At 28.7% G+C, this 11395-nt stretch carries 13 protein-coding genes and 3 tRNA genes; all 16 read left to right on the top strand.

The window, feature by feature from the left end:
• Positions 1 to 17 precede the first annotated feature (17 nt).
• The 16 genes from NGI68_RS08915 to NGI68_RS08840 all read left to right on the top strand — a co-directional run bounded on the left by NGI68_RS08915 (position 18) and on the right by NGI68_RS08840 (position 11320).
• Positions 18 to 93 (top strand) — tRNA-Pro (locus NGI68_RS08915).
• A 29-nt stretch (positions 94 to 122) separates the two neighbouring features.
• Positions 123 to 196, top strand: a tRNA-Gly gene (locus NGI68_RS08910).
• A gap of 25 nt (positions 197 to 221) precedes the next feature.
• A tRNA-Arg gene (locus NGI68_RS08905) sits at positions 222 to 298 on the top strand.
• Between the two features lie 439 nt (positions 299 to 737).
• Positions 738 to 2000, top strand: coding sequence for a dicarboxylate/amino acid:cation symporter (locus tag NGI68_RS08900; protein WP_251861120.1), 1263 nt, complete (start codon positions 738 to 740; stop codon positions 1998 to 2000).
• A 155-nt stretch (positions 2001 to 2155) separates the two neighbouring features.
• Positions 2156 to 2416, top strand: a complete 261-nt coding sequence (gene saoT, locus NGI68_RS08895) for a thioredoxin-like (seleno)protein SaoT (RefSeq protein ID WP_251861119.1) — start codon at positions 2156 to 2158, stop codon at positions 2414 to 2416.
• Positions 2416 to 3507, top strand: coding sequence for an efflux transporter SaoE (gene saoE / locus NGI68_RS08890; protein ID WP_251861118.1), 1092 nt, complete (start codon positions 2416 to 2418; stop codon positions 3505 to 3507). Before saoT ends, saoE begins: the two co-directional genes overlap by 1 nt.
• Before the next feature lie 15 nt (positions 3508 to 3522).
• A complete protein-coding gene (gene saoC / locus NGI68_RS08885; protein ID WP_251861117.1) occupies positions 3523 to 3987 on the top strand; it encodes a Cys-Cys-COOH (seleno)protein SaoC in 465 nt (154 codons plus the stop codon).
• Between the two features lie 16 nt (positions 3988 to 4003).
• On the top strand, positions 4004 to 5095 hold the full coding sequence (gene saoX / locus NGI68_RS08880) for an ABC transporter substrate-binding subunit SaoX (RefSeq protein ID WP_251861116.1): 1092 nt from the start codon (positions 4004 to 4006) through the stop codon (positions 5093 to 5095).
• Positions 5096 to 5122: 27 nt separating this feature from the next.
• On the top strand, positions 5123 to 5830 hold the full coding sequence (gene saoL / locus NGI68_RS08875) for a MerB-like organometallic lyase SaoL (RefSeq protein ID WP_251861115.1): 708 nt from the start codon (positions 5123 to 5125) through the stop codon (positions 5828 to 5830).
• A gap of 13 nt (positions 5831 to 5843) precedes the next feature.
• A complete protein-coding gene (gene saoB, locus NGI68_RS08870; protein ID WP_251861114.1) occupies positions 5844 to 6638 on the top strand; it encodes an ABC transporter substrate-binding (seleno)protein SaoB in 795 nt (264 codons plus the stop codon).
• Positions 6599 to 7417: an ABC transporter permease subunit SaoP gene (gene saoP, locus NGI68_RS08865; RefSeq protein ID WP_251861113.1), complete on the top strand. Its 819-nt coding sequence runs from the start codon at positions 6599 to 6601 to the stop codon at positions 7415 to 7417. Before saoB ends, saoP begins: the two co-directional genes overlap by 40 nt.
• Positions 7417 to 8175 carry an ABC transporter ATP-binding protein SaoA gene (gene saoA / locus NGI68_RS08860; protein ID WP_251861112.1) on the top strand — a complete coding sequence of 253 codons (759 nt, stop codon included), beginning with the start codon at positions 7417 to 7419 and terminating at the stop codon, positions 8173 to 8175. The genes saoP and saoA overlap by 1 nt, the downstream gene beginning before the upstream one ends.
• 36 nt (positions 8176 to 8211) lie before the next feature.
• Positions 8212 to 8544, top strand: coding sequence for a DsrE-related protein SaoD (gene saoD, locus NGI68_RS08855; RefSeq protein WP_251861111.1), 333 nt, complete (start codon positions 8212 to 8214; stop codon positions 8542 to 8544).
• Positions 8545 to 8702: 158 nt separating this feature from the next.
• Complete coding sequence (locus NGI68_RS08850; RefSeq protein WP_251861110.1) at positions 8703 to 9962, top strand: double-cubane-cluster-containing anaerobic reductase; 1260 nt, start codon at positions 8703 to 8705, stop codon at positions 9960 to 9962.
• Positions 9963 to 10287: 325 nt separating this feature from the next.
• Positions 10288 to 10539 (top strand): putative Se/S carrier protein, encoded by a 252-nt coding sequence (locus NGI68_RS08845; protein WP_251861109.1) that lies wholly within the window; start codon positions 10288 to 10290, stop codon positions 10537 to 10539.
• Between the two features lie 22 nt (positions 10540 to 10561).
• Positions 10562 to 11320: an acyl-CoA dehydratase activase gene (locus NGI68_RS08840; RefSeq protein WP_251861108.1), complete on the top strand. Its 759-nt coding sequence runs from the start codon at positions 10562 to 10564 to the stop codon at positions 11318 to 11320.
• Positions 11321 to 11395: the final 75 nt, after the last annotated feature.

The raw sequence follows: 11395 nt of genomic DNA, 5'->3' as shown, positions 1-11395 counted from the left end.
GGTTTATAATTGAATATCGGGGTGTGGCGCAGATGGGAGCGCGCGTGGTTTGGGACCATGAGGTCGCAGGTTCGAGCCCTGTCACCCCGACCATTTTTAAATTGACAAGAAATATGTAGTGTGCGGGTGTAACTCAATGGTAGAGTGCTAGCCTTCCAAGCTAGTTACGAGGGTTCGATTCCCTTCACCCGCTCCATTTTTTTGTTTTTTTTATATCTAGAGCGCCCATAGCTCAGCTGGATAGAGTGACGGACTTCGAATCCGGAGGCCGCAGGTTCGACTCCTGCTGGGCGCACCATATTATTAATTTAAAAATATAATATGAAGTTATTGAATGAACACTGTTATAGATTTGTATAAGTCTTAATAAGTGTTATTTTTTATGTTGAATTTTATTTTTAATACTATACAATCTTATAAGTATAAACTTATTTAAATTAATTGATTGAATAAGTTTATACTTATGCCTAATTTAAAAATTTTTCTATATTATAATATTTAGTCTAATATAAGTACACTATAAAATAATGTTGTACTAAATAAAATTAGTAATAAAATTTAATTTTTTGAATTAAATTAGTCATAATTTCTATGAAAATATCATGAGAAAATTTAGAATATTGCAACTTTTAATTAGAAATAAAATTAATTATTGCATTTTATCATGAGCTTTGTTACTATAGTCATAGTTTATGAAATTTAGGATAAAAATAAAATTCATCATGGAGGAGTTAATATTGGAAAAAATTAAGAAGAAAAAGTCATTAACCTTTAAAATATTATTTGCATTGTTTTTTGGAATAGCTTTTGGACTAATATCTAATTTATTTTTACCACAATACGTGAATAATACTTTAAGTAAATGGTTTTTAGTACCTATGGGAAATGTATTTTTACGTGGCATAAAAATGTTGGTAGTTCCTTTAGTGTTGTTTTCAATAATATGTGGAGCTGCTAGTGTAGGTGACATTAAGAAGTTAGGAAGAGTTGGTGGGAAAATATTTACATATTATATAATTACAACAGCTTTTGCTACAACTATAGCTCTTTTTATGGCTAATATATTTAAGCCAGGTATAGGGGTAACATTGAAAGCAGGAAAAGAAGTTGTAAAAACTTCAGCGCCTCCATTTATTATGGACATGCTTGTTAACATGATACCTTCTAATCCAATAGAAGCTATGGTAAAAGGAGATATGTTACAGATAATAGTTTTTGCCTTAATATTTGGTATTTCAATAACTTTGGTTGGAGATAAGGCAAAAAAATTATTAAATGTATTTGAAGAGATTAATAATGTTTTATTAAAAATGATAAATGTAATAATGATAGTTGCCCCATTGGGAGTTTTTGCTCTTATAAGTAATGTTATAATGACTCAAGGATTAAAGGTATTAATACCACTTATGAAATATGTGTTAGTTGCAGTATTAGTTATGATATTACATGTATTGATTGTTTATGGCGGTATGCTTAAAATTATAGGAAAATTAAGCCCTATAAATTTCTTTAAAAAGTTTTGGCCTGTTATGATATTTGCACTTAGTACATCAAGTAGTAATGCTACTATACCTATGAATTTAGAAGCTTGTGAGAAAAAATTCGGAGTAGACAGATCTGTAGCTAGCTTTACTATACCATTAGGTGCAACTATTAATATGGATGGTACAGCTATAATGCAAGGGGTTGCAGCTTTATTTATAGCACAAATGTATGGAATTAATGTAACTTTAAATCAACAGATAACAATAATATTGGTAGCTACATTAGCTTCTATAGGAACGTCTGGTGTGCCAAGTGCTGGAGTAGTTATGCTGTCTATGGTACTTCAACAAGTAGGATTACCTTTAGAAGGTATTGGATTAGTATTAAGTGTAGATAGAATAGTAGATATGGTTAGAACTACAGTTAATATAACAGGAGATGCAGTAGGAACTCTCATTGTAGCTAATTCAGAAAAAGAATTAAAAAAAGATATATATGAAGAGATTGCAGTTTAAGGAGATGGTTTTAAATCATCTCTTTTTTTTATTGTTAAACAGCTGATCTATAAAGTTTATTTATAGATTACCTTATATATATTTTTATTACAAATAACTGTATAAGTGGAAATATGTTATTATAAAAATGAATTAAATTTTAGGAGGGATATTTTATGAAAAGAAAATTAGTAGAATTTGTAAATACTTGCCCATGTTGTGATGAGTACTCAGAATTTGTAAAGGAAATTTGTTCAAAGTATTCTGATAAACTAGAATGTAAGATTTATTATGCAGGAAAAGATGTAGATTACATTAAGAAATATGGAATGATATTAAAGGGAACTCTAATAATGGATGAAAAGAAAAAAGTAGACAAGTTATCTAAAGAAATAATAAAAAATGAAATAGAAAAAGCTATTTGTGATGATAAATAATGTTTATGTATTACATAAAGAAAATATTATTAACTTCAATAAATTTATTAAATGGGGCATCTACTTGGCTTATATTTAGCTTTATATTGGCTGGACTATTACATAATATTTTAGCACCAGATAAATTTCAAAAAATGTTAGGTAACAAAAAGATTTCATCTTTAATGAAAGCAACTTTATCAGGTATGCTACTTCCCATATGTAGTTGTGGAGTTATACCATTAGGATTAAGTCTTTATTATTCTGGAGCTTATTTAGGACCTACACTAGCTTTTATAGCCTCTACACCTATAATAAATCCTATTGCTGTTTTTTTATCTTATGGTCTTTTGGGACCTAAGATAGCTACTATATATTTAATAGTTGGATTTACAGTACCACTTATAATTGGAATTATAGGAAACAAATCAGGTGGATCAGAGCTTAAAGCGCCTGGAGTAGAAGAACAAATTCAGAAAAGAATAGAAGAAATAGAGTTACAAGAAGATAAATCATCTATATTTGAAAAAATAAGAATGGGGATTTTGTGGTCTTTTAATGATGTAGCTATATCTGTATCAAAATATGTAATTCCTGGAATGTTACTTGCTGGAATACTTTTAGTTCTTGTACCGCAGGAATTTATACAACAATATTTAGGATCACCTAATGCTGTATCTATTTTTGGAATAGCAGTAATAGGATGTGTTATGTATGTGTGTGCAGTAGGGCACATACCTTTTATTGCTGCATTAGTAGCTAGCGGAGCTGCCCCTGGAGTAGCTATAACATTTTTAATGGCTGGAACTGCATCAAATTTACCTGAGCTCATAAGCATTGGTAAATTAATAGGGAAAAGAACTGTGGCTATATATGCTACCACATTAGTAGGATTATCATTTATTGTAGGATATTTAACTAATGTTTTATTACCTAATTTTCAACCAGTTATTAGTTTTGATAGAACTCAAAATACTATAAGAACTGCTAATAAATTTATATTTTCAGCTCCAGAGGCAATGAAATATGTTTGTTCATTAATTATATTTCTGTTATTTTTAAAGGCTATGTTACCAAAAATAAAAAAAATAAGTAAAGTAATATCAGCTTAAAAAAGGTGAATGTAAATGAGAAATATTAAAATATTCTTTGTGATTGTAATAGGATTTTTCCTATCAGGTTGTTTTAGTAATGTTAACGGATACAATGAAAAAAAAACTATAGGAGTTAAAAATAATAATGAAAAATTATTATTTTTTAAAGAAAAATATAATAAAAAACAAGTATTAAAATGTGGAGAGAAAGATTTAAATAATGATAATAAATTAGATTTAATTGTTATTTATAAAAAAAATAGTGATAAAAATTCCATGGTAGTGGTATTAAGTGATAAAGAAAGATATAAAATTACAAATGAAGTTTCAGCACCTATAGAAAATCAAAAAATAGAGTTTAAAGATATAGATAAAAAAGCTCCACTGGAGTTTATTATATCTGGATCAAAGAATGGAAATTTGGGATATGCTATTTATAGAATAGAAAAAGGGAAAATTGTAGATTTATTTGGAGAAGATATGAAAGATTGTTGTTAATTTGTGGAGGGTTAAAATGGAAAAAAGAAAAATATTGAGTTTATTATGCACTTTATTCTTAGGAACAACATTAATAGCTACAGGTTGTTCTAAAAAAACTTCAGCGGAAAAGGATAAAGATTATACAGTTAAATTAGGTTATTATAATTGCGACCATATGACATCTGCTTGTGTTGCTAAAGATGCAGGTATATTTGACAAATTGGGATTAAAAGTTAGTGTATCAGGGAATGGAAAAGTTCCTCAAGCTATGGCAGCAGGAAAAATGGATGTAGGATATATAGGATATCCAGGATTAATAAGGGGGTTAGAAAAAGGATCTCCCATAACTGTTGCAGCTAATAATCATTTGGGGGGATCAATGTATTTGGTGGTTTCTAATAAAATAAAGAAACCTAAAGATTTAATAGGTAAAAAACTAGGAATAGGAACGAAACCTCAAGAGAATGAGACTTGGTTAATGTGTGCTACAAAATTAGGTATACCTGTTGAAGGAAAAAATTATAATTGTGTTGAATTTGGATCAGACAAAGATGCATATTTAGCATTAAAAGCAGGGAAAATAGATGGATTTGTCTGTTGTGATCCATGGGGGTCAATGGCTGAATATGAAAAAACAGGTAATATAATAGCTACTGCGGACAAGACTGTAGGAAAAGATAAATGGGGAAATTGTTGTGTTTATTCCATGAATACAAAATTTGAAAAAGAACATCCAGAGTTAGCTAAAAAAATGATACAAGCTCATGTAGAAGCTATGAAATATTGTTATGAGCATCCAATAAAAGCAGCAAAAATATTTGCTAAAAATTATAAAGTTCCAGAAGAAGTTGGACTAATGACAATCTATAAAAAAACTGTAGGGGAAGGAAGAACTCTAACTTGGAAAATGGATGATGCTTATTTTAAGACAGAGATAGATACTTTAATGAAATACAAATTAATAGAAGAGAAACCTGATTATGATAAATTAATATCTAAAAAAATATATGAAGAAGCTAAAGTAGAGGATTTTGATAAATTTATAAAAGAAAAAGTTGATTCAGTTTTCCCAGTTGGAATGAAATATGAACAGTGGAAAGCCAAGTCTATGAAAATAGACAAATAGTAATATGTTAAGAAAAGGAAGCAGTATATGTTAACAGTTGAAAAGAATAATTTATTGTATGAAAATATAGATTTTAGTCATATTAAGCATTGGGAAAAACAAAGATTAATTATAGAAAGTATAGATTCTAAATTATCTTTATTGGAAAAAAAAGTAAGAACATATATAATGGACTATATTATATCAAAAAATAAACCATATAATTTAAAAAACCCAAATAATGATTTTATTATAGGTACAGGAATAACAAAAAATCAATTAGAAGATATAGTGTTGTCATTAATGCATAAAAAGGCATTAGTCATGGATGAAAAAGAGAACATAAATTTTATTTATCCAGTTAGCGCTATAAATACCAATTATAGAGTTGAATTGGAAGATGGAAGAAAAATAAATGCTATGTGTGCAATTGATTCTATAGGAACAGCGTTTACATTTAAACAAAATATAAAAATAGAATCTAATTGTATAACATGTAATGAATCTATAAAAATTATTATAGAAAACGGTGAAATAAAGGAATGTATGCCTGAAAATTTAAGAGTTTTACATGTAGATTTAAATAAGAATAATAGTTGGGCTTCTAGTTGTTGAAATATAATGTATTTCTTCTGTAGTGAAGATCATTATAGAAATTGGATAAAAGAAACAAAAACTGATGAAGACAATATATTTTGTTTAGATATTTATGAGGCTATGTGTGTAGCAAAAATGTTATTCAGTGTTACTGATTAAAATAGGGATGAATATGAAATATTTTAAAAAAGTTATTATGACCTTAATTATATTGTTGATATTTTTTATTATACTTAATAAATTACCAGATGAATCACTAAATTCTAAAATAAAAATTGGAGTTTCAGATGATTCATCTGGACTCATTATAAATTATATGATTAATAATGATAGATTAAAAAATGTAGAATTAGATAAGAATTTTGAACCGTACTTTATAAAAGATTGCTGAGGGAACACGTCCCAATGGGCTTTAAGCTCAGATGTTTTAGATATGGCAATAATGTGTCCCGAGGCAGCTAAAAATTTGATGAAGAATGATACTAGATTTGAAATAGTATGTCCATTAGTTAACAATTCAGATATGTTTGTTTTAAAAGATTTAAATAATGTAAGAAACATAGCTATGACACAAAATAGATTTTATCAAGAAAAAATAATTAAAGATCAATATGGAAAAGGTGTACAAATATATTCAATGATATATTCAGCACTACCTTATGCATTAGAAAAGAAAAACGTGGACGGGATTATAATAGATTCAATAAAAGCGTTAAAATTACATGGATATAAAAAAGGCATAAGTGTAAGGACAAATTATACAAGCTATGTGTTAGTTGTTAAGAAAGGATTTAAAAAGAATAAGAGATATAAAATATTTACTAAAAATTATAATAAATCTGTTATGGAATTAAAAAACGAAGATAAAATTAAAACGTCTATAGAAGATTATAAGAAGATTAAATTGTCTAAGGATGAGGTGGAACAATGGCTGAAACTGAGAGTAAAGTTCTTTCTAATACCGTAACAGGGATATTAAAAAGAAGAAATAAAAATAAGATTAAAGAATCAATATACAAATTGATAATGATGATTATTATAATAGCTGTCTGGTATTTATTAGCAAGACATTATGATAATGAATTAATATTGCCAACACCTAAAAGAACAGCAAAAGCTTTCATAAAATGTTTGACTAGCAGTGAGATTATGACTAACTTATTTATTACATTAAATAGAGTTTTAAAGGGATTTATGTATGCCATGATAATAGGGGTACCGCTAGGCCTTTTTATGGGAGCTTTTAAAATGGCTAACAATCTTATAGGGGGACTTATAGATTCCATAAGACAAGTTCCTATTATGGCTTGGGTTCCTTTAACAATTGTGTGGTTTGGCATAGGAGACGGACCTACTATATTTTTAATTGCTTTTTCAGGAATATTTCCTGTAATATTAAATACTATAGCAGGAGTAAAAAATATTTCAAAAGATTATTATAATGCAGCCAGAAGTATGGGAGCAGGGCCTTTTAGTATATTTATGAATATAATATTACCAGCATCAGTACCTGATATATTAACAGGAGCTAGAATAGCCATAAGTGGAGGTTGGATGTCTGTAATCTGAGCGGAGTTTATAGCAACGAGTGCCGGTCTCGGTTTCTCAATGGTAGAGGCTCAAACAAAAATGCAGACAGATATGCTAGTTGCATTGATGATACTAGCAGCTTTAATTGGATTTTTTATAGATAGAGGACTACTTCAGTTAAATAAATTCCTTACTAAGTGGAGGTATGTTCAATAATGAGATTAGAAATAAAGGGTATTAGTAAGTCTTATATGAACAATAAGAAGAAAAATAAAGTGCTAGATAATGTAAATTTTGATGTGGAAGATGGTCAGTTTGTAACATTGTTAGGTCCGTCAGGTTGTGGAAAAACAACATTATTGACAATGATTGCAGGGTTTCACAATTCAGATTCTGGTGAAATAATTTTAAATGGTAGAACAGTAATAAAACCAGGGCCAGATAGGGGATTTGTTTTTCAAAATTATGCATTGTTTCCATGGATGACTGTAAAAGACAATATAATGTATCCTATGAAACAACAAAAAATTTCTAAGAAGGAATCACTAGATAGATTAAATTATCTATTAGAGATGTCTCAACTTAAAGGAAAGGAAAATTTGCATCCTAATCAGTTATCTGGTGGTATGAAACAAAGAACTGCAGTGGTACGTGCCCTTGCTAGTAAACCAGAGGTTTTACTTATGGATGAACCCTTGGGAGCTATAGATTTTCAAATGAGACAAATTATGCAAGAAGAGTTAGAAAATCTATGGTTAAAGGATAAAACTACAGTTGTTATGGTAACTCATGATGTTGATGAAGCTGTATATTTAAGTGATAGAATAATTGTTTTTTCGGCCAAGGGAGGAACAATTATAGAGGATATGAAAATTGATTTACCAAGACCTCGAAATAGAGATAATCATAAATATTTAGAATTTAAAACAAAACTGACTAATATATTAAAAGAATCTTTAAAACATACTGTATAAATATATATAATTGGAAATAATAAGGAGAGGTATAAAATGAAAGTAGCTTACGTATTAGAATCACCACATGCTCAAAATATTTTAATAAATATGATAATTCCACAAATGGAAAAGGAAATACATGGTGCTGATGTAGCTGGAATGTTTTTTATAATGGATAATACATACTTTTTAATGGAAGGTACAGACACAGCAGATAGGTTAAAAAAATTAAGTGAAAAAACAGGACTTGTTTTATTAGCTTGTGATAAATGTGCAAAGGAAAGAAAAATTGAGGACAAACTAATTAAAGAAGCAGCCATAGGTTGTTTTCCAGTATGCTATGCAGCATTAGATTCTGCTGGAGTAGACCATATAATAACAATATAAAAAATTAAGAAAGGTTTTCTATGTATTTAGAAGGCCTTTTTATATAATTATATAAAAATATGTTATAAGTATTGAAAGAACCATTATATATTAAAATAACTTCTAATATGACAACTATGTTAAGATTAATATAAAGTATTTTGTTTGGAGGGAAATAAATGGGGAATTATAGAAAATTATGGACGGATTTAGGGGTAAATCTAGAGAAACATGATCAATTATGTGCTGTTTTGCCAGAATTATATGGGTCTACATATTTAACACAGGAAAATAGACCAGAAGGAATGAATTATTTTAATTTTGTTGTGTCAGAAGTTCATGGACTTAGAATTCAGGAGTTAGATGAACATAGAAAAAAAGGTGGAAAGGTAGTAGGAACTTTTTGTGTGTTTGTGCCAGAAGAAATAATTATAGCTGCAAAGGCTATAAGTGTAGGCTTATGTGCAGGATCACAATTTTGGGTTGAAGATGGTGAAAAAGTTTTACCGAGAAATCTTTGCCCACTTATAAAGGCATTTATGGGTGCTAAAATAAGTGGTACATGCCCTTATTTTCAGTCTTGCGATATGGTTATAGGTGAAACTACTTGTGATGGAAAGAAGAAAGCATGGGAAATATTAGATGAATACGTGCCAGTACATATAATGGATCTTCCTCAAATGAAAAGAGATAAGGATTTTAAAAAATGGGGAGAAGAAATTAAAGATTTAATAAGTAAGATTGAAGAAATTACGGGAAATAAAATAACAGTGGAGGCATTAAAAGAAGGCATAAGAGTAACTAATGAAAAAAGAAAAGCTTTAAAAAGATTATATGATTTAAGAAAATATAGACCATCTCCAATAAGTGGATTAGACTGTTTGTTAATAACTCAAATAGCTTTTTATGATGACCCTAAAAGATTTACAGAAAAAGTTCATGAATTGTGTGATGAATTAGAAGAAAGAATTAAACATTCTAAAGAAAGCAATAAAAAGAGAATATTAATAACAGGAACTCCAATGGCGTTACCAAACTGGAAGCTCCATTCAATAATAGAAAGTTTAGATGCAGAAGTTGTAGCAGAGGAAACTTGCACAGGAACTAGATATTTTGAAGGAGAAGTATCAGAACATGGCCAAACTTTAGAAGAGCTAATGAAAAATTTAGCACATAGATATCTAAATATAAATTGTGCCTGTTTTACGCCTAATACAGGCAGAATAGATGATATAATAAAATATACTAAAGAATATGAAGCAGATGGAGTTATAGATGCTAATTTATCTTTCTGTCATACTTATGCTGTAGAACATAAAGATGTGGAAAGAAAATTAAAAGAAGAAAATATTCCAATAATGCATATAGAAACAGATTACTCTACAGAAGATTCAGGTCAAATAAAAACAAGAGTAGAAGCATTCCTTGAAATGCTATAGAACAAAGAGTGAGCATAAAAGTAAGATAAATTTCATCTTACTTATTAACATATGAAAATATAATTCATATATTAATTTATTTAATGGAAAGTCATAAAGTTAAATTCATTGAAAAGTTTATATCCAGGAGAGATGTCGTTTGTGACTTCACTCCTGGTTTCTCATGTTATGGTAAAATAATGGGGGGAGTTTTAAATTTTGAGTATTAATAATTGAAAAATACTATTTGTATTTTTATTAAATATATTTTTATATTGTGTATACTAAAATAAGATTTGCTGTAATGTAGCTATTAGGTTTAATATTATTAAAGGAAGTGCATAAAATGGAGCAAACAAATTATTATATTCTTTTCCCTTCCCATACAGAGGGAATGAAAATGGATAGTTTACTTAGTAAAAATAAGATAAAGCACACTATTGTTCCTACACCAAGAGAATTATCTAAATCTTGTGGGATATGTATAATGTATAATATAAATGATGAAAATTTTATAAAAGGATTAATAGAAAATAATTCTATAAATATTCTAGGGCTACATTCCTTAACTAAGACAATAAAAAATTTTTATGCTTAATTTATAGAAAAGGTGGGATTACATGTTTTATATAGGAATAGATATAGGGTCTACTGCATCTAAAGTTTGTATTTTTCAAAATGACAATATAAAAGATGTATTTGTGTTACCAACTGGTTGGAGCAGTGTTAAGACCGCAGAAGACATCAAAAATAAATTTAAAAAAATAGGAGTAAACAAAGAAAATTCTAAGATAGTTGCTACAGGATATGGAAGGGTTTCTGTTCCTTATGCAGATAAGACTATCACAGAGATAACTTGTCACGGAAAGGGAGCTTATTATTTATTTAAGAATGATTGCACAGTTATAGATATAGGTGGTCAAGACACTAAAGTAATAACAGTGGAAAATGGTAATGTTACCGATTTTACAATGAATGATAAGTGTGCAGCAGGTACAGGAAGATTTCTAGAGCTTATGGCAAATACATTAGGTTTTGATATAGAAGAAATGTGTGAAAGGGCAAAAAGTGGAGAAAACATAACTATAAGTTCTATGTGTACAGTATTTGCAGAGTCAGAAGTTATAAGCTTAATAGGCAGCGGTAAGAAAAGAGAAGATATAGCTTATGGTGTATTAGATTCTATAACCGGAAAAGTAAAATCTTTATGTCAAAAACACTCTGATAATGGACAGTATTTTTTAACTGGAGGTTTAAGTGAAAATAAATATATATTAGATAGATTATCAGAAAAATTATGTTCACAAGTAAAAACTCATGAACTTGGGAGATATGCAGGGGCTATAGGAGCGGCGTTAATGGCAAATAGATTAAAATAGTGGTTGACTTAATTTGAAATATATGCTATATTACCAAGTAAAGATTGATAAAATTTTCATGAGACCTTTAAAATT

It is taken from the genome of Clostridium sp. Marseille-Q2269, assembly GCF_943736985.1.
Lineage (GTDB): Bacteria > Bacillota > Clostridia > Clostridiales > Clostridiaceae > Clostridium_F.
Note: the sequence above shows the minus strand (reverse complement) of the source record. Positions and strands in the feature narration are given on the sequence as shown.

What these genes read in the sequence shown, in the direction of transcription:
- saoT (WP_251861119.1), top strand. Translation starts at nt 2,156, where the DNA reads ATGAAAAGAAAATTAGTAGAATTTGTAAATACTTGCCCATGTTGTGAT.
- saoE (WP_251861118.1), top strand. Translation starts at nt 2,416, where the DNA reads ATGTTTATGTATTACATAAAGAAAATATTATTAACTTCAATAAATTTA.
- saoC (WP_251861117.1), top strand. Translation starts at nt 3,523, where the DNA reads ATGAGAAATATTAAAATATTCTTTGTGATTGTAATAGGATTTTTCCTA.
- saoX (WP_251861116.1), top strand. Translation starts at nt 4,004, where the DNA reads ATGGAAAAAAGAAAAATATTGAGTTTATTATGCACTTTATTCTTAGGA.
- saoA (WP_251861112.1), top strand. Translation starts at nt 7,417, where the DNA reads ATGAGATTAGAAATAAAGGGTATTAGTAAGTCTTATATGAACAATAAG.
- saoD (WP_251861111.1), top strand. Translation starts at nt 8,212, where the DNA reads ATGAAAGTAGCTTACGTATTAGAATCACCACATGCTCAAAATATTTTA.
- NGI68_RS08850 (WP_251861110.1), top strand. Translation starts at nt 8,703, where the DNA reads ATGGGGAATTATAGAAAATTATGGACGGATTTAGGGGTAAATCTAGAG.
- NGI68_RS08845 (WP_251861109.1), top strand. Translation starts at nt 10,288, where the DNA reads ATGGAGCAAACAAATTATTATATTCTTTTCCCTTCCCATACAGAGGGA.
- NGI68_RS08840 (WP_251861108.1), top strand. Translation starts at nt 10,562, where the DNA reads ATGTTTTATATAGGAATAGATATAGGGTCTACTGCATCTAAAGTTTGT.